Below are 18,887 nucleotides of genomic sequence, written 5' to 3' on the forward strand. Positions count from 1 at the left end.
AGTGCCCTCCCGACTTCTGAACCTCAAGACAATCCGTTAGGAGACCTGAGAGGTCTTGCGAAACGTGTTGCCGCGATCGAGCACCGTCTGCACCAGCTGCTCCATGTCCGCGACACGCTCCGCCTCGTCACCGAGCGGAATCGTGGGGCGATCGAGATAGTCGAGCTTGCCCATCACGCTCTCATCCAAGAAGTAAGCACCAGCGAGGAGCTCCCCGATGTCCGCAAACTCTCCCGGGAAGCTCTCGCGCACCCCGTCAACAGTCCAGGCCTCAGGGCCAAGACCCGCGATGACGCGTTTTGCGGTCTCGATGAGATCGGGGCGAATGCTACACACCCGCTCAGTGCCGCCGATAAAGTCGCTCGTATCTGAGGCTTTGGGCATGCCCGCGCCCCCTTGAATGAACAGATCGCCGAGCCTCACCAGCGCGGCCTTTTCCTCATCGGTCCAAATGGAAACGCTGTCGTTCATTTGAAGACTCCTCTACTTCGTTTCAGCCGCAGCGCGGCCAGAGATAATCAGTTCTGCGGTCCGAAGCGCCATCGCCACGACGGTCGCGGTCGGATTCATGCCTGCCGAGGTCGGCCAGGTGCTGCCATCAACGATGAACAGGTTCGGAACCGAGTGGGCGCGACCCGAATGGTCGACCACCGAGTCCTCCCTGTTGTTCCCCATCTTGGTCGTGCCCAGCAGATGCCAGCCCGTGTTGCGCACATGCGGCGCGACGGTGATCTTCTTCGCACCGGCCGCGAGGAACGATTCCTTTGCCCGCTCTACGTGGAAAGCAAGCAGACGACGGCTGTTCTCCGAAGTCTTGTAGTGAATCTTCGCTGCCGGCAGGCCATGCGCGTCTACAAGATCCGTGCTCAGTTCAACACGGTTGTGCTCTTCGGGAAGATCCTCTGCGATGATGCCCCAGGTCGCCGAGTGATTCAGGCGCTCCTGCACGGTCTCGTTGAACTTCTCGCCCCACAGCTCCCGGTTCTCGCCCCAGGGGAACGAACGGGTCATCTCCATCGCACCACCGGTAGGCATCAAGCCCCACTTCGCGCCGCGCACAAACCCGCGCGACTCGTCGGTCTCATAGAACTCCAGTGAATGCAGGAGGTGTCCGTAGGTGCCTTGTGTCGTGCCGATTTCGTCGTCGAATGTGCCGATCACCGCAGAGTAGGGGTGCATCATCAGGCGCTTCCCGACGAGGCCGGTTTCGTTCGTGAGACCATTCGGGTGCTGCGCATTCGCTGACATGAGCAAAAGACGAGGCGTGCCCACGCCGCTCGCAGCGAGAATGACGAGGTCGGCCTTCTGGCGTCGCTCCACGCCCTGGGCGTCGAAGTAGACCACGCCCGAAGCCTTGCCTGTAACCGGGTCGGTCTCGATTTTCGAAACGGTCGAGCGAGTGAGCAGGTAGGCGTTCTTGTGCTGGCAGATGTCAGGCCAGTGCGTCACATCAACAGTGCTCTTTGCCTGGTCGCCGCAACCCAAGAAGCAAGCACCCTTGCGAGCGGTCGGCTTCAGGCGACCGTAGGGACGGGTAGCGATCGCGTTAGCCGCGGGCCACCAGTGCCATCCGAGCTCGTTATGCGCCTTGCCCATGCGACGGCCTGCCTCACCGATCGGCGTGGGTGCCATGGGGAATGCAGTGCCCGGGGTGGCGGGGTCGCCGTCAAGACCGGCGACCGCAAAGTCCTTCTCGATCCGCTGGTAGTAGGGAATCAGGTCTTCGTAAGAGATCGGCCAGTCGTCTGCGACACCGTCGAAGCTGCGAACACGGAAGTCAGAAGGCATGTTTCGCTGCCACTGGCTCGCGTACATCATCGCACTGCCGCCAACGCCGTTCCAGAGCAGGGCGCTGATATCTGCGTCGCTCTCGTCAATGGGGTAGTCCCCAACACCCTTACGCACGTTGGGAAGAGGTGACCACTCATTACCCCCGATGAGCTCACGCTCGATTCCGGCGTTACGAGAGGTGGAGTAGTCGGGCCAGTCGCCCTGGTCCAAACACACGACTGACATACCCGCTGCTACAAGTTCTTTCGTCATCACCGCTCCAGCGGGACCAGCGCCGATGACAACAACGTCAGCGATTTCTGGGAGTTGATACTCCCCGATTTTCTCTGCCATATCTACACTTCCTTTACTTGAGTTTCAGCAAAAAGGTCATTCATGAGGAGACTCGGCTCAAGCTCGAAGAGTCGACCCTCGCCCGCGTTTCCTGGCATGCCAGGCAAAGTACGTTTGCTCGTTCATCGTCGGAGTCCATCTCTTGCGCAACGCACGAATGATCGCAAGAAGTGCACTGAATCCAGGTGCCCCACAGATCGCTAATCTCTGCTCTCACGGGATCATTGGCCGCGTGCAGCTCAGAAGATCCACCTGCAAGGCTTACTGCGATGTACAGTCCGACAGCGAGCACAAGCGCAACCAGCGGTGCCAGCGCGGAAAGCACAGGAAGAACAGATCCGAACTGCAGCAGCGCGATTCCGGCACCAGAAGATATCAGCCAAACATAGAAACCCGGGGCAACGGCGGTCAGCCTCAAAGCACGAAACTCGGGATCCTTGTCCTTATGCAGTAGCTCATGCGTAACCATGATTCCGACCAGGGTCACCAAGAGAACTGCCTGCCACGCAAGCGCCGCTGAGATGTAGCTGAAGACGTCAGTCAGCATCACCAAGAAGACCGCGGCGGAAATCACCACCACCCATGCCTTTCGTGAGATGCCTCGGTTTGAGAAGTGGCTGACGAAACGTTCCATGTTCACACTTGAGAAGTAGAAGTTCGCGGAGCTGATGCGCACCTGGCTCACTACAATCACGATGAGTCCCGCAATTCCGAGGGTGTCGATCATGCCTTGAACGACCCCTCCCTCAGTGATCTCTTGAGCACGGCCAGCGAATCCGACGATGGCAATGCCCGCGAGACCGTTGAACAAGAACGCGATGGAGTAGAAGACCCAGCCGAATGTGACTTTCTGGTGAAACGAGGAGTCGCTCTTCCGCGCAAAGCGGGCCGCGTCTTGAGCTTCGGGGAAGAGCACGAAAATGCCCATGTAGAGCACCAAGACCGTCAGCCAACCTGGTATGTCCGTGACCAAGCCCGTCGGCTCCGAGAAGGCTGTCCAATCTCCTTCCCAGCCGATCCGTTGGCCGGCAATAAGCACAGCACCGGTCACACCGAAGAAGTAGATCGGGAGGGAAAACCAGTTGAGCTTACTCAGCCAGGTTTGCATGCCGCCGAGCATGAGGGGCAGCATTCCGACCACCACAATGGCGTACCAGACCTGAATATTCCAGACCTTGAAGTAGGAATGCAGCGCAACTGCAACGATGGTTCCCTGAAACACAGCGTAGTAGAAGAGCGAGAGTCCGACAAGCATTGACACGATTGCGGCACCTTTGCTTCCGAACAGCCTGCGCGAGATCAGGGTCGAGTTGATGCCGCCGCGAATCGCCTCTCGCACGCTGAAGCCACTGATGAGGGAGTAAGCAACAACGACCAGCACGATTCCGATGATCGCTTGCTGAACTCCAACCAGCGAAGCAGCAAGAGCTCCGTAGTACACGAATGCCATGGCGCTCGTGATGGAGGACCAGCTGCCGATGATGGCCATACGGCTCTTGCGTGCCGACTCGGGAACTACGTGATTGGTGTAATCACCGACCGCTTCTTTTGCGACAACTCGAGGATCGTCGCTCGCCGACGTGCGGAATTTCTGCGAAAGGTCCAGTGCATTGGCCATCTCGGTTTTCTACCTCCCTGCCACCCGAGTCGACGACTCTAGCCGGGAAATACTCGCCGCGAGGCTTCCCAACCGACTTTGGTGGTACGAGCCACATTATCAGATCGTTGAACGATCTGATTAACTTGGTGGAACAAAATAGAGACTTTTGCATTCAAGAAACGAAACCGATACGGAGCGCTCGGAACCTTCGCAGCGTTACGAAGGCCGTCCTGCGACTCGACCAGGGCTCATTCAGGCCCGGTCATAGGCCGCCAGCAGTAGCCTTTCTGCTTGCACGAGATAGCTCTCGAGCATCTTCGCGGCGGCAGCGGTGTCGCCGCTCTGAATCAGTCTGACGATCTCCATGTGTTTGTCAATGAACGGCGCATGAAGGTACTCGAGATCACCGACAATGCCGAACGCGAGTCTGAGTTCTGCGGTCATCTGATCGAACAGGCGACGGAGTCGCGGGCTATCGGTGAGCATGATGATCGCCGAGTGGAAACTGAAGTTTGCTGTTCCGACACGGATCCAGTCGCCGGCCTCGCCGGCAGCGACGGCAACGTCGACGGCATTTCGCATTTGTTCGACCGCGGGATGCTTCGGGAAAGTCGCCGCAACTGCCTGCACCTCAACCAACCGGCGCACCCGGTAGATGTCAATGATCGAGGTAACGGAAGGAATGGCGACTGATGCCCCGCGGTTCGGAACGTGTAATACGAGATCTTGCTGGCTCAGTAGGCGAAACGCCTCCCTCAGTGTGTTGCGAGAGACCTCATATTTCCCAGCGAGTTGCACCTCAGCCAGTCGCTGGCCGGGAGCGATCTCGCCCTGGGAGATGCTCTCGCGGATGCTGAGTGCCACTTCTTCCGCCCTAGATACCGGAACGCTCCGTTGAAGCGGGGGGGTTGTTTTCGACATGAGGCAAGATTACGGGCTAAGGCTGAGTGCCTTCGTCTATTAGTGTCCTCACCACCTTTGAGCGTTGAGCACCTCGCTATCCGTGCTTTGCGCGCAACATCCGCGCTCAGGTTATCGGGATTCGCGGAAGTCGTGACGCTCGCGAGGGAAGCGGGTCAGCGTGCGACGTGCGAGAAGGTATCCGACCCTATTTTTGAGGCGGTTGCTCATGCGTTGAACTCGAGGCCTCGGAAATCTCTTGGGAGGAAGACTCCGGCGGAGGCATTCAATGAGCAGCTACTCTTGGTTCAACAAGCCGGTGTTGCGTCGACCGGTTGAATCTGGTCAGTTTCGAAGCAGGAAATTCCGGCGTGCGCTCTCACGTCACGGCCTAGTGGGATCGATGGGGCGAGTTGGTGCTGCCGGCGACAACGCGGCGATGGAGAGCTTCTTCAGTCTCCTGCAGAAAAACGTGCTCAACCGTCGCTCCTGGGCTACCCGTGAAGAGCTACGGATCGCGATTGTGACTTGGATCGAGCGCACCTACCACCGCAGACGTCGGCAGCCTCGCCTAGGTCGGTTGACCCCGGTCGAGTTCGAGGCCACCATAAACACGTCGGTCGCTCTCGCGGCCTGACGTATTAACTGTCACCAACTCCTACAACAGACCCGAACGCTTCCACCAAACACTCAAACGATTCCTGAGCGCACAGCCACGCCCTCACACGCTGCCCGAACTCCAACAGATGCTCTCCGAATTTCGGAACTGGTACAACACGCACAGACCTCACCGGTCCCTCGGCAGCAGAACACCGCAAGAGGCATACACGGCGCTTCCCAAAGCCACCCCGACCGGAGCGCATGCCACAGAATGGCGTTCCCGCACCGACAAGGTCGACCGCCACGGGTCAGTCACACTCCGCTACGGCGGGAAAATCCGACCCCTCGGCATCGGACGAGGTAACGCCGGACTACCAGTCCTGATGCTCATCCATGACCGCAACGTGACCGTCAGCGATCTGAACACCGGAGAAATCATCGGCGAGTACACCATCGACCCAGCGAAGGACTACCAACCCAAAAAACCTTCATGACCGCTGTCAACGATGACGCGACTCACCGCCCCTGGTTCACTGTCAACACCATGAACCCACGAAAAAGTCCTGAGTCACGACCAGTTTGTCAACTATGTCGCGACTCAGGACACTGGCGGAGACGGGGGGATTTGAACCCCCGGTGGAGTTTAACCCCCACCCTTCATTAGCAGTGAAGTCCGTTCGGCCGCTCCGGCACGTCTCCAAGGACCATCCTATGCCACCCCGCGGCGTGACCGGAAATTGACGCTCGCGAAACCAGCGAAGAACCGAGACCCACTAGTACAGCTAGTACTGCGTGCGCCCTTGCGAGCAGGTTTGTGTCGCCGCGCTCTGGCCGGTGATATTCTGTGGCAAGACGACCGGCCCAGTCTCCACTGCGGTTTCGTCCGCCGGCGCGATTGTACCGTCAGTCGGCACCGCAGGGTCGGCGGCCTCTCCCGGCACCTCGGTGCCGTCGGCAGGTGCCGTCTCCACTGGATCGACTGTGGCAACACCCTCGCCCATACTGCCGACCTCAAATGGTTGACCGGCCAGAAGGATATCGATGAGAGTGGTGGCGGAGGGGTAGTCGGGCGTCAGCCGCCCCGCCTCATATGGGTGGCTAAAGCTCGGGTACTGCACGAAGTTGATGCGCTCGAGGTCAATGTCTGCCACGGTCCCGGCGAGGGCCTGCATGAACTGCACGGTCGCCATATTGCTCGAGAGCGTCATGTTCTCGACTCCGGCCTTCGCGAGGCCGTAGACCTTGACCGGGTTCGTAAGGGTGTCTGCGCTGCGCATCTCGCGCACCAGTGACGACATGAAGATCTGCTGGTTACTAATACGACTTACATCGCTGCCGTTTCCGACTCCGTGCCTGGTGCGGAGATATGCCAGCGCGTCATACCCTTGCAACGACACGTCACCGGCCGGAAGATACAACCCGGTGTAGTCATCGTTGATCGGCTCGTTGAGGCACACCTCGACCCCGCCGATCGCATTTGATACCGCGATCACCCCGTCGAAGGTGACCAGACCGGCATAGGGGACCGGCATACCGGTAAGCTTCTCGATCGTTTGGGCAACGCACGGTAACCCGCCGTACGACAGCGCAGAGTTCAACTGCTGCTCGCTCATCGCCGAATAGTAGTTCGGTTCACCGTTTGGCCCCGGGCAGCTGGGGATCGGCACCATCAGGTCACGCGGAAAACTAATCACCGTAGCGTTCTGATGGTCGGCAGACACATGCAGAAGGAGGTTCACGTCGTTCAGCTCCCCCTCCTCGCCGTCGTCCAGCGACTGGCCCGCACGGGAATCCGAACCGACGAGAAGCACCGTCAGCGCACCCTCAAGCGACTGCACGCCAGCTCCGACTGCTTCTGGATCCTCTGCGGGGGCGACGAGATCTACGGTCTTCAATCCATCCACGAGGCCCCATACGGCATAGGCCGCAACGGAAACACCGCTGAGCGCCACCACGATCAGGGCAGTGAGTAACACCTTTGCAGCATTCGCCCAGGAGTTCGATCGACGCAGCTCTCCGTGACGCACACTCGTCGGCGATCCTTCGCCTTGGCGCTTGGTTTGCCCCATGTCGTGCCCTTCACTCCTTCAAATCCCGCGCGAATAAATCAGTGGATCCGCGCAAGGTTTGACTGTAGCGCGTTCCTCTGTGCGACTGCTGGATCGGAACCGGTGAGAAAGGGCCCCGCCGAGGCGAGGCCCTTTCAGTTGGCGGAGGGTAGGAGATTCGAACTCCTGAGGCGTTTCCGCCCACTTGTTTTCAAGACAAGCTCCTTCGGCCGCTCGGACAACCCTCCGCGAAAGATCTTACTGGACTCAGAGGGCGAGTACGTCCGAGAAACGATCTCGAAGCGCCGAAAGCAACCCTTGCTCGTCGATTGTGCCCGTCACACGGCTCGCGGCCGCCTGCACCTCAGGCGCAGATTGGCCCATCGCGACCGAGACACCAGAGCGGCCCGCCCAGCGCAACATGTCGAGATCGTTGTGCCCGTCGCCCGCGGCAAAAACCCGCGCGTCGTCGATACCGAGCCGCCCGGCGATGGTCTCCAACGCACTCGCCTTAGTCACTCCGTGCGGGGCAATATCAAGCCACGCGGTACGACCAACGGCGTAGGTGACGCTCGTGAGGCCCATCGTCTCGACGACCTTCAGAAATTCTTCAAGACGATAGTCAGGCGACACCACGACAACGCGCGATGCCTGCACACCGAGCAGCTCATCAAACGGTACGCGCCGCTGCGCCGAAGGTAACGTTCCGCTCGGAATTTCATCGGTATAGAGGAACCCGCCATCGGCGAGTTCCACCGCATAGTGTGCCTTGACGAGGTGTGTGCGAATGCGCAGCAGGGCCTCGGTGGGGTCAAACGCCTCGACATACTCGCGCCGGTACGCCCGGGTCGCAAGCGGATCACGCTTCAGCGTGACTGCTCCGTTGGCTGCCACTACCCAGTCTGGTTGGATACGCAGGTGCTCGACCACGGGCAGCGTCGAATCCGTCGATCGTCCGGTGGCAATGACCACCTCGTGCCCCACCTGATGCAGAGTGCGGATCGCGTCGGCCAGTTCGCGGTCGATCTGCGCACCGTGATCGTCGTTCCCGTTCGCGAGCGCACCATGGTTCATGATGGTGCCATCGATGTCGAGGGCAATGAGGTGGCGCTCGTCGGGGCGCACGGTTGTCACTGCTCCCCCGCCAGTTGTTACATGAGTCATGCCCTACGCCTTCTGCGCAGGGGCCACGGGAGTCAGCACGGATAACCCGCCGAGGTAGGCCTGAAGGGCCTCCGGCACACGCACGCTGCCGTCGGCCTGTTGGTGTGTCTCGAGCAGCGCGACGATCCACCGGGTCGTCGCGAGCGTACCGTTCAGCGTCGCAACAGGCTCGGTCTTGCCGCTCTCTCCGCGATGCCGCGTGGCGAGCCTGCGAGACTGATAGGTCGTGCAATTACTCGTCGAGGTAAGTTCCCGATACGCGTCTTGGGTGGGCACCCACGCTTCAATGTCGAACTTGCGAGCAGCACTCGAACCGAGGTCGCCTGCTGCCACATCGATGACCCGGTAGTGCAGACCGAGGGCCTGCAGCATCTCCTCCTGCCAGCCCACGAGACGGTCGTGCTCGGCCTCAGCATCTTTCGGGTCGGCATACACGAACATCTCGAGCTTGTTGAACTGGTGCACACGCAAAATTCCGCGCGTGTCTTTTCCATGTGAACCAGCTTCACGGCGATAGCAAGTGGACCACCCCGCGTACCGCAGGGGACCTGCCTGAAGATCGATGATCTCATCAGAGTGGTAGCCAGCAAGAGCCACCTCACTCGTACCCGTGAGAAAGAGGTCGTCTTCGGAAAGATGGTAGACCTCGGCGGCGTGCTCACCCAAAAAGCCGGTGCCGCGCATAATCTCGGGCTTCACTAGGGTCGGGGTAATAAGTGGGACGAAACCGTGTGCAAGCGCTCGGTCAAGAGCGAGGCTCATCAACGCAAGTTCGAGTCTCGCACCTACTCCGCGGAGGAAGTAGAATCGCGAGCCGGACACCTTGGCTCCGCGCTCCATATCAATGGCACCGAGCAACTCGCCGAGCTCCAGGTGGTCGCGTGGTTCGAAGTCAAACGTCGGGAGATCGCCGACTTCGCGCAGCGTGACAAAGTTCTCCTCCCCGCCCGCGGGCACCCCATCGACAATGAGATTTTGGATCTTGCCTGCGACCCGCTCAAATTCGGCCTCTGCCTCCTTCGCGCGTGCGTCAGCGGCCTTCACCGCGGCAGCCAACTGCTGCGCCTCAGCGATGAGCGCAGGCTTGTCATCTTTAGACGCGGCCTTCACGCGCTTGCCAAACTCGTTCTGCTCGGCGCGCAGCCGTTCGAACTCGGTGAGGGCCGATCGGCGGGCTGCGTCTGCTGACAGCGCCTGATCCACCACCGCCTCATCGTTACCTCGGGCGCGCTCGGAACGCTTGACGGCCTCAGGATCTGCGCGGAGCAAGACTGGATCGATCACGCACTCAGTCTAGTCAGGGCAATCCGGAGGGTGCTGGGCGGTAACGTTGAAGGATGCTGAACTCCCGTGTTGGCACCCAGCCCACCGCGGCAATCGTGTACCACCCGCTCAAGACCGACCTGGCGCGTTTGCGGTCGGCGGTGGGCAGGTACGAGACGGCGAATGGTTGGTCGCCCACCCGGTGGTACGCAACCGACCAGGTCGACGCGGGAACCGGTGCGGCCCGGCAGGCGGTCACCGACGGGGCCAACATGGTGCTCGCTGCCGGGGGAGACGGCACCGTTCGCGCGGTCGCTGAGGTGCTGCGTGGATCCGGTATCCCCCTCGCCGTGGTGCCCCTGGGCACCGGAAACCTCCTGGCACGCAACCTCGGAATGCCGCTGGGTGATATTGACATTGCGATCCGTGCAGCATTCCAGGGCACTAATCGGCCGATCGATCTCGGCGTGATCACCATCATTCGGGCGGACGAGTCCGATGACGAGCACGTCTTCCTCGTGCTCGCCGGGATGGGACTCGACGCCCGCACCATTTCCACCACCAGAGTGAGCCTGAAGAGGCGACTCGGCTGGCTGGCCTACGTCGATGCAGGCGTCAGGACGATGCTGAAGGATTCACCGCTTCAGATCCAGTATTCATTCGACGGGTCACCCGCGCAGGCCCTCTCGGTCTACACGGTCATGATTGGGAACTGTGGTCTAATGCCCGGCGGGGTGCTGCTGATTCCTGACGCGAGGTTTGATGATGGGCAACTCGACGTCGTCGCGCTGAACCCGCTCGGCCCGTTTTCGTGGCTGCGCATCTGGCGCAAGATCGGCTGGGAAAACGGGGTGCTGCGCAAGTCGAAGGCCGGTCGTCAGATCATCGATCTGGTGAACGACACCCGATCCATCACCTATTTGCGGTCGAAGCGATTCGCACTGTCAGTGCAGTATCCCGAGCCCATTCAGCTCGACGGCGACGATTTCGGGTTGGCACTCGGGGCAAACGGTCGAGTGGATCCCGGGGCGCTGCTCTTGCGGGTGCTACCTGAGTGGAAGTCGGTCGGCTGATCCACTGCCAGAGGTGACTCCACCGGAAACACCCGAGTCGGAGACGCCACCCTCGGCCTGGTTTCCATCGGTTACTCTTCGCAGCCATTCGCGCGCGTCGCGGAATGCATCATCGTCGTGGACCGCGTGGGTGGTCGCCGCGATGCGGTCAGCGCGCGGGTAGGAACCCAGAAAAACGACTCGAGGACTGTAGCGCTTCACACCCAAGAGCGCGTCGGCCACCCGCTCGTCACGGACATGACCCTCCGCATCGATCACGAAGCGGTAGCGCCCCATCCGGTCGCCGATAGGGCGTGAGGCGAGCAGCGTGAGGTTCACGCCCCTCGTCGCGAACTGCTCGAGCAGTTCAAGGAGAGCGCCCGCCCGGTCCTCCGGCAATTCGACGATGAGGCTGGTCTTGTCGGCGCCGCTTGGCTCACCTACGGGGGCGGTGCGCCCGACCAGCACGAAGCGGGTGACCGCGTCGGGGTTCTCGGCGATGCCCTCGGCCAGCACTTCAACGTCATAGTGCTCCTCAATGCCGGGCGGGGCGATCGCCGCGTTTGCACCGGCTGCCGGCTCGAACAAGTCAGCCGCCGCCTGCACGTTCGAGGTGGCCGGAAGATGTCGGTGCCTCGGCAGCTGATCGTCGAGCCACGCCCGGCACTGCCCGTAGGCCACGGGATGTCCGGCCACTACGGTGATGTCTTCGAGGCGTGTGCCCGGGCGCGCAACCAAGACGAAGCGCACCGGCACCAGGTACTCCCCGAAGATCTGCAATCCCGGAATCGTCGCAAGAGCGTCCTGCGCGACCGTGACGCCGCCGTCGATCGAGTTCTCGATCGCGATCATTGCGGCGTCGCTAAAGCCGGTGATCACGTCACTCAGCGCCTCGCCCACATTCGAGACCGGGTTCCACTCCCCGCCCACAGCTTCAGGCACCTGTTTCAGCGCCGCCTCGGTGAATGTGCCGGCCGGTCCCAGGTAGCTGTAGCGAAGTCGCGGTGCGGGGGTCTCGGGCATGCCACCTAGCGTAGCGCCCGGTCGACGAGCTGACGGGCGGCGTCCTGCACGAGGGTGAGGTGATCCTGCCCCTTGAATGACTCGGCGTAGATCTTCATCACGTCTTCGGTACCGCTCGGCCGGGCAGCAAACCACGCGTGCTCGGTCTGCACCTTCAGGCCTCCGATACCCGCGCCATTGCCCGGCGCCTCAGTGAGGATCGCTGTGATCGGGTCGCCGGCAAGTTCGGTATCGGTCACCGCCGAAGCGTTCAGCGCCGAGAGCTTCGCCTTCTGCTCGGGGGTTGCCGGGGCATCCGTACGCGCGTAGGCAGGGGCGCCGAAACGCTCCGTGAGCACCGCGTAACGCTCGCTCGGCGACTGCCCGGTCACCGCTTGAATCTCGGCAGCGAGGAGCACCATAATGATGCCGTCTTTGTCGGTGCTCCACGCGGTGCCATCAAAGCGCTGGAACGAAGCCCCCGCACTCTCCTCACCGCCGAACACCACAGTCCCGCCCGCGAGTCCCGTCACAAACCACTTGAAACCGACCGGCACCTCGAGCAGCTTTCGCCCGTGCGAGGCGACGACCCGGTCGATGATCGCGGAAGAAACAAGGGTTTTCCCGACCCCGGCCGTCACTGGCCACCCGGGGCGATGCGTAAGGAGGTAGTCGATCGCGACTGCGAGAAAGTGGTTGGGATTCATAAGGCCCGCGTCGCGCGTAACAATGCCGTGGCGGTCTGCGTCAGCGTCGTTGCCCGTGACCAGGTCAAATTCGTCGCGATAGTCGGAGACCGTCGCCATCACCTGCGCGGACGACGGATCCATGCGGATCTTGCCATCCCAATCGAGGTGCATGAACGCCCAGCGCGGGTCGACCCCCGGACCCAGCACGGTGAGGTCGATATCGTAGCGGTCACGAATGGCTGCCCAATACGCGACGCTCGCGCCTCCCAACGGATGCGCACCGATGCGCACCTTTGCGCGGCGGATCGCGTCGAAATCGATGACCTGATCGAGCGAGTCCACGTATTCGCCGAGGAAGTCGTAGAGCCCTATCGGGGTTGACTCCACACCTGGGAGCCCTGCGCGCGGAACGGTTTCGACGCCCCCGGCGAGGATCTCGTTGGCGCGCTGCGCGATCCACCCCGTCGCATCGCTGTCTGCCGGCCCGCCGTGTGGCGGGTTGTATTTGAAGCCCCCATCGCGAGGCGGGTTATGGCTCGGGGTCACGACGACGCCGTCGGCGACCTCGGGATCGTGCGCGCCCCGGTCACGGTTGTGAGCGAGGATCGCGTGGCTGAGCGCAGGAGTCGGCACGAACCCCTCATCTCCGGTGCCTGCCGCCGCGAGCACGTGCACGCCCGCCGCCGCGAAAACCTCCCGGGCAATCTCCTCGGCGGGGGCCGAGAGGGGATGTGGATCCGCTCCGAGAAATAGTGGGCCCTCGATGCCCTGCGCGGTGCGATATTCGGCGATGGCTCGACTGATTGCGACGATGTGGGCTTCGTTAAAGGATCCGTTGAGCGCGGTTCCGCGATGCCCCGAAGTGCCAAACGCGACCCGCTGAGCCGGGTCGGCGGGGTCGGGAACGATCTCGGTGAAGGCCGCGAGCAGCGCCGCCAGGTCAACGAGGTCATCTTCTGTGGCGAGTTCGCCTGCGCGCTCATGCATGTCTCTAGTTTGCCAGCAGCCGCCAACAAGCACACGAGCGAGTTCGTCGTGGCCTAACTATCCGCGAGCCGACGCTTCTCCGCCTCAATGTCATAGTCAGCTTCGGGCCATTGCGGGTCAATACGCTTCAGTTCAGCGAGAAGGAGCTCCTGCACCGCAAGCCGCGCGTACCATTTCGCGTTTGCGGGCACCACGTACCACGGCGATTGCGCGGTAGAGGGCGGATTCAACTGGTCGTCGCAACACCCAGAGTATGGAGGTGTGCACGAGTGGCGAGGAAGGACTGGATCGCGAAGACGAGCGATGTGCCCGAGGGAGTGCGGCGGCAATGGCGCGCGGATCGGGCGTTACGGCCGCCGATGCGCTCGCCAGGGCGGCCCGAGCCCTCTCGGGCGGTGCAGCGGGAGTTCTGGCGGCTGATCGCGACGGGTATCACGTCAGCTGAAGCGGCGCTGAAAGTGGGCGTGTCTGTGCCGGTCGGGGCGCGGTGGTTCCGTCACGCTGGCGGTATGACACCGTTGAGTTTGGACGCGCCGTCGGGCCGGTATCTCTCGTTCGAGGAACGTGAGGAGATCGCGCTGTTGCGCGCCAAGGATAAAGGCGTGCGGGAGATCGCCCGCGAGCTGGGGCGTGACCCTGGCACGATCTCCCGAGAGCTGCGCCGCAACGCCGCGACCAGGAGCGGGAAGCAGGAGTATCGGGCATTAGTGGCGCAGTGGAAGGCGCAGCAAGCTGCGAGGCGCCCGAAGGTCGCGAAACTCGTCACGAACGACCTGTTGCGCGAATACGTGCAGGAACGACTTGCCGGGACCGTCCGACGTCCCGACGGGAGCGTGGTCGAGGGGCCGACGCCGCCTGCGTGGAAGGGGCTGAACAAGCCGCATCGGGCTGACCGACGGTGGTCGCTGGCCTGGAGTCCTGAGCAGATCTCTCACCGGTTGAAGATCGATTTCCCCGATGATGGGTCCATGCGCATCAGTCATGAAGCGATCTACCAGTCGCTGTTCATCGAGGGCCGTGGCGCGCTCAAGCGGGAGTTGGTCGCGTGTCTGCGCACTGGGCGGGCACTACGCCAGCCCAGGGAGCGTTCACGGAACAAGCCGCAGGGGCACGTTACCGAGGACGTCGTGCTCTCCGAGCGGCCGGCCGAGGCCGATGATCGTGCCGTTCCCGGGCACTGGGAGGGTGATCTGATCATCGGCACGGGCCGGTCCGCGATCGGCACGCTCATCGAGCGCTCCAGCCGCTCCACGCTGCTGGTTCACCTGCCCCGGCTGGAGGGGTGGGGCAAGATACCAGTCGTGAAGAACGGGGCCTCGCTCGGCGGATATGGTGCTGTCGCGATGAACGCCGCGCTGGCTTCATCGATCACATCCCTGCCGATCCAGCTGCGCAAAACGCTGACCTGGGATCGCGGGAAAGAGCTCTCCGGGCATGCGCAGTTCACCCTCGATACCGGTACGAAGGTGTTCTTCGCCGATCCGCACTCGCCTTGGCAGCGACCCACGAACGAGAACACCAATGGTCTGCTGCGGCAGTATTTCCCGAAGGGTACTGACTTGTCGCGGTGGTCGGCCACGGATCTCGAGGCGGTGGCCCTCGCCCTCAATAACAGGCCTCGCAAAGTTCTTGGCTGGAGAACCCCGGCAGAGGTATTCGCCGAGCAGCTACAATCGCTCCAATAACCCGGTGTTGCATCGACCGGTTGAATCCGCCGAGTTTCGCTCGAAGACGGCCTGATAGGCGCGCATGTAATCGTCCCACAGCAGTCGTTCGTCGACGTCGCCCGGGTTGTACTTCCAGTACTTGTCAGGGCGGTTCAGCCTTTCGGCGAGCCGTTCGCGTTGCTGATCGCGCGAGATGTGGAGCATGACCTTGACGATGCGGGTGCCTGAATCGACGACCAAACTCTCGAAATCGTTGATCGCCTCGTATCGCCGTTCAATCTCAGTTTCTGACGCAAGCTTCCGCACCTTCCCAATCAGCACATCCTCATAGTGCGAGCGGTCAAACACGCCGATGAAGCCACGCGCGGGCAGCTGTTTTTCGACCCGCCACAGAAAGTCGTGCGCGAGCTCATCGGGGGTCGGTTTCTTAAAGGAAGCGACAGAAACACCCTGGGGGTCCATTGCGCCGACGACGCGGCGCACAATTCCCCCTTTGCCCGCAGTATCCATAGCCTGCAGCACGAGCAAGACAGATTCATTGCTTTCGCCCGAGCGCGTCGACGCGTACAGTCGTTCCTGCAGCGAGCTGAGTTCGGTGCGGCCCGCTTCGAGCGTCTTCATGCCCTCGAACTTGTCACCGGTAAAGCCCGGCGTGCTGTCAGGGTCGACATCAGCAAGTGAAAACCCGTCGCCCACACGCAGAAGGCTGGGTATGGCGTCGCTCAAGTTTTGCTTGCTCATGGGTCAATACTGACAACCTCACGCCCCGCGCGCATCTCCAATGTGGGGTGGATCGCGCAGCGTGCCGGCTCATGGCCACGCTGCGCCCGGTGCTCGCAGGCCGGATTCAACTGTTGGGTGGGGTCGCGGCGGAAGGACACCCGACACCACCTGGTGAGTGCTACTCGGCGCGCTTCCGGAGTTGTCGCCACAGCAACTGAGCCAGCAGAATCGCGAGATAAATCGAGAACGCGACGTTGCCCCAAAATGGGTCTACCCAGGCTGCAAGGAAGGCGCCCGCAGGAACAAATAGGCTCGCCGTAACGCCAACAAACAGGGCCGAGCGAAGATCGACGTTGCGTCAACGCGCATTGCCCAGAGTGCCTGAGAGTGAATCCGGGATCATCATGACGAGCGAGGTGCCCTTCGCTGTGAGGTCGTTCGCGCCGAAGAAAGACATCCGCATCGGCACCACGACGATGCCGCCGCCGACTCCGAGCCTGCCCGACAGAGCCCTACGGCGATGCCGATCGCAATGAGCGGCAATGGTCGTGGGTTTCGACGGGTCTGTTCGGTCGCTGTGGGCCTTTCTCAGGCACTGGATGGGCGACAGCGCAGACTTCGACGGGCCCGCACCCTGCGCGGATGTCCTCTCGAGCCATCCGAGTCCCCAATCCAGTCTCGCGACGAGCGGGCATCGGAGATCGGAGACTTCGTCTGAATTGGTCTACATGCGCTACTGCGGATCGAGGCCCAGGTCGCTGAGCCCAATCGCGTAGCGATACTCGTAGCCGGCCGCCTCGATGCGATCTTTCGCAGGGGCCTGGCGATCCACCACAACCGCGACCGCGACAACCTCCGCGCCTACCTTTTCGAGTGCCTCGATAGCGGCGAGCGGCGACCCGCCCGTCGTTGACGTGTCCTCCACCACGACTACACGCTTGCCCGCAAGATCAGGACCTTCGACCTGGCGACCACGGCCATGATCTTTGGGTTCCTTGCGCACGACGAACGCGTCGTAGGTCGTGCCGCGCGCGACCCCCTGGTGCATGATCGCGGATGCGATCGGATCCGCCCCCATCGTGAGCCCGCCGACCGCGACGACGCCGTCGATGTCGTCGATGAGGTCGAGCATCACCTGGCCGATGAGTGGCGCCGCTCGGTGGTCGAGGCTGAGCTTGCGGAGGTCGATGTAGTACGTCGCCTTCTTGCCGCTCGTGAGAGTGAAATCGCCGTGAAAGACGGCCTCGGACTTGATGAGTTCAATGAGTTGTTCGCGCGCGGTTGCCATGGTTTCGATCCTACTCGCGCGGTCGGTGAGCCCGGCTACCCTGGACAGTATGCACACAGCGGATCGCGACGCGTCCGGCACCGGCGACGGCGGGTGCGGATCCGACAAGCCAGCGCCAAACGAACACCTGGAACAACTGACCGCTCTCTTCGAGCGGGGGCCCGCCGCCATTCTGACCGGCGCAGGAATGAGCACCGATTCGGGCATCCCCGACTACCGTGGCACGGGCTCGCCGCCACGCACCCCGATGAGCATCGAGCAATTCACAAACGACGCACATTACCGCCGTCGTTTCTGGGCCGGCGCCCGAATCGGGGCGTTGCGCTTGGCGAACTTACGCGCAAATGCCGGACACGAGGCCGTGGCGCGCCTCGAACAGGCCGGTCACCTCACCGGGGTGATTACCCAGAACGTCGACGGGTTACACACAGCTGCGGGCGCAGTGAACGTCGCCGAGCTGCATGGCAGCGGATCCACGATGCGATGCATAACCGAGGGGCACCGATTTACCCGCGCCGAAACCCTGGCTTGGTTCGATGCCGCGAACCCCGGCTTTGTTGAGCGCAACGCAGACGCACCGACGAATCCCGACGGAGATGCCGACGTGACGGCCATCGACAGTGTTCGAGTGCCCGTGTGTCCGGCCTGCGGGGCAACGCTGCGGCCCGACGTAGTGTACTTCGGCGAGCACGTGCCCAAACCGGTGTTCGCGCACGCTGAGCAGATCATTGCGGATGCCGAGATGCTCATCATCGCTGGCTCGTCGCTCGCGGTGAACACCGGAGTGCGGCTCGTGCACCGGGCCGAGACCCGTGGCATTCCGATCGCGGTGATCAATCGTGGTCCCACCGCAGTGGATCGCCGATCATCGCTCCACACCCGCATCGAGGGCGGCACTAGCGAGACGCTCAGCGCCCTCGCTGCGGCGCTCGAGAGGTAGCCCGACAGAGCCCACGGCGGATCCGCCCGGGTTTCAGGCGGCGAGCGGATCCACGCGCAGAGAGGCGGGCTACTTGACGCTCTCGAGGAAGCTCTGCGTACGTTGGCGTTGCGGATTGTCGAAGACATCTCCTGGTGTGCCAGCCTCGACCACCACTCCCCCATCCATAAAGACGACCTGATCTGCAACGCCTCGGGCGAAACCGATCTCGTGCGTCACGACAATCATGGTCATGCCTTCCTGGGCCAGTTCGCGCATCACATCGAGCACGTCACCGACGAGTTCGGGGTCGAGTGCGGAAGTGGGCTCGTCGAACAACATGAGCTTTGGGTCCATCGCTAGAGCGCGAGCGATTGCCACCCGTTGCTGTTGCCCGCCCGAGAGTTGCGCCGGGTAGTGGCCGGCGAAATCAGCAAGTCCCACGCGGTCGAGAAGCAGCCGCGCGCGCTCCCTTACCTGCGCCTTGCTTTGCCGCATTACGCCGACTGGAGCCTCGCACACGTTCTCTAGCGCAGTTAGGTGAGGGAAGAGGTTGAACCTCTGAAACACCATGCCGATGCCCCGGCGCTGCTTAGCGATCTGCCTCGGGGTCATTTCGTGCGTCTTTGCACCATCTTGGCGGTATCCGATGAGTTCTCCATCGACGAGAATGCGACCGCCGTCGATGGTCTCGAGGTGGTTGATGCATCGCAGGAGCGTTGACTTACCCGACCCAGATGGCCCGAGAAGCACAGTGACCGAACCTGCTGGCACCGCGAGCGAAACATCGCGGAGCACCTGATGTGCGCCATAGCTCAGTAGTGCCCCGTAGAGTGGTGTAACGATCCCGGCCAGCAAACG

Annotated in this window: 16 protein-coding genes, 2 tRNA genes and 2 pseudogenes; 5 read left to right on the top strand and 15 right to left on the bottom strand. The window is 62.1% G+C overall.

Features of this window, described 5'->3' with window-relative positions; genetic code table 11:
• Window positions 1-36: 36 nt before the first annotated feature.
• From ACTNFJ_RS10220 to ACTNFJ_RS10235, 4 genes are all read right to left on the bottom strand, one after another.
• The gene (locus ACTNFJ_RS10220; protein WP_435906203.1) at window positions 37-471 is read right to left on the bottom strand and encodes a hypothetical protein; all 435 of its coding nucleotides are present in this window, start codon (window positions 469-471) and stop codon (window positions 37-39) included.
• A gap of 12 nt (window positions 472-483) precedes the next feature.
• Window positions 484-2,124, bottom strand: a complete 1,641-nt coding sequence (locus ACTNFJ_RS10225; RefSeq protein WP_435906204.1) for a GMC family oxidoreductase — start codon at window positions 2,122-2,124, stop codon at window positions 484-486.
• A gap of 40 nt (window positions 2,125-2,164) precedes the next feature.
• Complete coding sequence (locus ACTNFJ_RS10230) at window positions 2,165-3,742, bottom strand: purine-cytosine permease family protein (protein WP_435906205.1); 1,578 nt, start codon at window positions 3,740-3,742, stop codon at window positions 2,165-2,167.
• Between the two features lie 234 nt (window positions 3,743-3,976).
• Window positions 3,977-4,588: a GntR family transcriptional regulator gene (locus ACTNFJ_RS10235; protein ID WP_435906206.1), complete on the bottom strand. Its 612-nt coding sequence runs from the start codon at window positions 4,586-4,588 to the stop codon at window positions 3,977-3,979.
• A 379-nt stretch (window positions 4,589-4,967) separates the two neighbouring features.
• Between ACTNFJ_RS10235 and ACTNFJ_RS10240 the strand changes: the two are divergent.
• A pseudogene (locus ACTNFJ_RS10240) lies at window positions 4,968-5,261 on the top strand (integrase core domain-containing protein); the annotation flags it as partial.
• Window positions 5,262-5,352: 91 nt separating this feature from the next.
• A complete protein-coding gene (locus tag ACTNFJ_RS10245; RefSeq protein ID WP_444711816.1) occupies window positions 5,353-5,718 on the top strand; it encodes an integrase core domain-containing protein in 366 nt (121 codons plus the stop codon).
• 113 nt (window positions 5,719-5,831) lie between these two features.
• On the opposite strand, the gene ACTNFJ_RS10250 is transcribed toward ACTNFJ_RS10245, so the two are convergent.
• The 5 genes from ACTNFJ_RS10250 to serS all read right to left on the bottom strand — a co-directional run bounded on the left by ACTNFJ_RS10250 (window position 5,832) and on the right by serS (window position 9,720).
• A tRNA-Ser gene (locus ACTNFJ_RS10250) sits at window positions 5,832-5,923 on the bottom strand.
• A gap of 83 nt (window positions 5,924-6,006) precedes the next feature.
• Window positions 6,007-7,293 carry an LCP family protein gene (locus ACTNFJ_RS10255; protein WP_435906207.1) on the bottom strand — a complete coding sequence of 429 codons (1,287 nt, stop codon included), beginning with the start codon at window positions 7,291-7,293 and terminating at the stop codon, window positions 6,007-6,009.
• A gap of 139 nt (window positions 7,294-7,432) precedes the next feature.
• Window positions 7,433-7,520, bottom strand: a tRNA-Ser gene (locus ACTNFJ_RS10260).
• A 19-nt stretch (window positions 7,521-7,539) separates the two neighbouring features.
• Window positions 7,540-8,436 (bottom strand): HAD family hydrolase, encoded by an 897-nt coding sequence (locus ACTNFJ_RS10265; protein ID WP_435906208.1) that lies wholly within the window; start codon window positions 8,434-8,436, stop codon window positions 7,540-7,542.
• A 3-nt stretch (window positions 8,437-8,439) separates the two neighbouring features.
• On the bottom strand, window positions 8,440-9,720 hold the full coding sequence (gene serS / locus ACTNFJ_RS10270) for a serine--tRNA ligase (RefSeq protein ID WP_435906209.1): 1,281 nt from the start codon (window positions 9,718-9,720) through the stop codon (window positions 8,440-8,442).
• 53 nt (window positions 9,721-9,773) lie between these two features.
• Here serS and ACTNFJ_RS10275 point away from each other — a divergent pair, with 53 nt between their 5' ends.
• Window positions 9,774-10,772: a diacylglycerol/lipid kinase family protein gene (locus ACTNFJ_RS10275; protein WP_435906210.1), complete on the top strand. Its 999-nt coding sequence runs from the start codon at window positions 9,774-9,776 to the stop codon at window positions 10,770-10,772.
• Here ACTNFJ_RS10275 and pheA read toward each other — a convergent pair.
• The 3 genes and pseudogenes from pheA to ACTNFJ_RS10290 form a co-directional block, all read right to left on the bottom strand.
• Entirely contained in the window at window positions 10,746-11,774 is a 1,029-nt protein-coding gene (pheA, locus tag ACTNFJ_RS10280; RefSeq protein WP_435906211.1) for a prephenate dehydratase, read from the bottom strand. The genes ACTNFJ_RS10275 and pheA overlap by 27 nt on opposite strands.
• A 5-nt stretch (window positions 11,775-11,779) precedes the next feature.
• Window positions 11,780-13,429, bottom strand: coding sequence for a phosphoglucomutase (alpha-D-glucose-1,6-bisphosphate-dependent) (gene pgm / locus ACTNFJ_RS10285; protein WP_435906212.1), 1,650 nt, complete (start codon window positions 13,427-13,429; stop codon window positions 11,780-11,782).
• A gap of 53 nt (window positions 13,430-13,482) precedes the next feature.
• A pseudogene (locus ACTNFJ_RS10290) lies at window positions 13,483-13,647 on the bottom strand (polyphosphate kinase 2 family protein); the annotation flags it as partial.
• Window positions 13,648-13,788: 141 nt separating this feature from the next.
• Between ACTNFJ_RS10290 and ACTNFJ_RS10295 the strand changes: the two are divergent.
• Entirely contained in the window at window positions 13,789-15,114 is a 1,326-nt protein-coding gene (locus tag ACTNFJ_RS10295; protein WP_435906219.1) for an IS30 family transposase, read from the top strand.
• On the opposite strand, the gene ACTNFJ_RS10300 is transcribed toward ACTNFJ_RS10295, so the two are convergent.
• Both ACTNFJ_RS10300 and pyrE read right to left on the bottom strand, forming a co-directional pair.
• Window positions 15,097-15,837: a PPK2 family polyphosphate kinase gene (locus ACTNFJ_RS10300; RefSeq protein ID WP_435907724.1), complete on the bottom strand. Its 741-nt coding sequence runs from the start codon at window positions 15,835-15,837 to the stop codon at window positions 15,097-15,099. The two genes, ACTNFJ_RS10295 and ACTNFJ_RS10300, sit on opposite strands and share 18 nt — an antisense overlap.
• Window positions 15,838-16,552: 715 nt before the next feature.
• Window positions 16,553-17,107: an orotate phosphoribosyltransferase gene (gene pyrE / locus ACTNFJ_RS10305; RefSeq protein ID WP_435907725.1), complete on the bottom strand. Its 555-nt coding sequence runs from the start codon at window positions 17,105-17,107 to the stop codon at window positions 16,553-16,555.
• A gap of 49 nt (window positions 17,108-17,156) precedes the next feature.
• Here pyrE and ACTNFJ_RS10310 point away from each other — a divergent pair, with 49 nt between their 5' ends.
• Entirely contained in the window at window positions 17,157-18,047 is an 891-nt protein-coding gene (locus tag ACTNFJ_RS10310; protein WP_435907726.1) for a Sir2 family NAD-dependent protein deacetylase, read from the top strand.
• Between the two features lie 69 nt (window positions 18,048-18,116).
• Here ACTNFJ_RS10310 and ACTNFJ_RS10315 read toward each other — a convergent pair whose 3' ends face one another.
• The gene (locus ACTNFJ_RS10315; protein WP_435907727.1) at window positions 18,117-18,884 is read right to left on the bottom strand and encodes an amino acid ABC transporter ATP-binding protein; all 768 of its coding nucleotides are present in this window, start codon (window positions 18,882-18,884) and stop codon (window positions 18,117-18,119) included.
• Between the last annotated feature and the right edge of the window lie 3 nt (window positions 18,885-18,887).

This window comes from Leucobacter shiyiweii (assembly GCF_052446065.1).
Lineage (GTDB): Bacteria > Actinomycetota > Actinomycetes > Actinomycetales > Microbacteriaceae > Leucobacter.

What these genes read in the sequence shown, in the direction of transcription:
- ACTNFJ_RS10300 (WP_435907724.1), bottom strand. Translation starts at nt 15,837, where the DNA reads ATGAGCAAGCAAAACTTGAGCGACGCCATACCCAGCCTTCTGCGTGTG.
- ACTNFJ_RS10265 (WP_435906208.1), bottom strand. Translation starts at nt 8,436, where the DNA reads ATGACTCATGTAACAACTGGCGGGGGAGCAGTGACAACCGTGCGCCCC.
- ACTNFJ_RS10230 (WP_435906205.1), bottom strand. Translation starts at nt 3,742, where the DNA reads ATGGCCAATGCACTGGACCTTTCGCAGAAATTCCGCACGTCGGCGAGC.
- pheA (WP_435906211.1), bottom strand. Translation starts at nt 11,774, where the DNA reads ATGCCCGAGACCCCCGCACCGCGACTTCGCTACAGCTACCTGGGACCG.
- ACTNFJ_RS10310 (WP_435907726.1), top strand. Translation starts at nt 17,157, where the DNA reads ATGCACACAGCGGATCGCGACGCGTCCGGCACCGGCGACGGCGGGTGC.
- pyrE (WP_435907725.1), bottom strand. Translation starts at nt 17,107, where the DNA reads ATGGCAACCGCGCGCGAACAACTCATTGAACTCATCAAGTCCGAGGCC.
- pgm (WP_435906212.1), bottom strand. Translation starts at nt 13,429, where the DNA reads ATGCATGAGCGCGCAGGCGAACTCGCCACAGAAGATGACCTCGTTGAC.
- ACTNFJ_RS10225 (WP_435906204.1), bottom strand. Translation starts at nt 2,124, where the DNA reads ATGGCAGAGAAAATCGGGGAGTATCAACTCCCAGAAATCGCTGACGTT.
- ACTNFJ_RS10220 (WP_435906203.1), bottom strand. Translation starts at nt 471, where the DNA reads ATGAACGACAGCGTTTCCATTTGGACCGATGAGGAAAAGGCCGCGCTG.
- ACTNFJ_RS10255 (WP_435906207.1), bottom strand. Translation starts at nt 7,293, where the DNA reads ATGGGGCAAACCAAGCGCCAAGGCGAAGGATCGCCGACGAGTGTGCGT.
- ACTNFJ_RS10295 (WP_435906219.1), top strand. Translation starts at nt 13,789, where the DNA reads ATGCGCTCGCCAGGGCGGCCCGAGCCCTCTCGGGCGGTGCAGCGGGAG.
- ACTNFJ_RS10275 (WP_435906210.1), top strand. Translation starts at nt 9,774, where the DNA reads ATGCTGAACTCCCGTGTTGGCACCCAGCCCACCGCGGCAATCGTGTAC.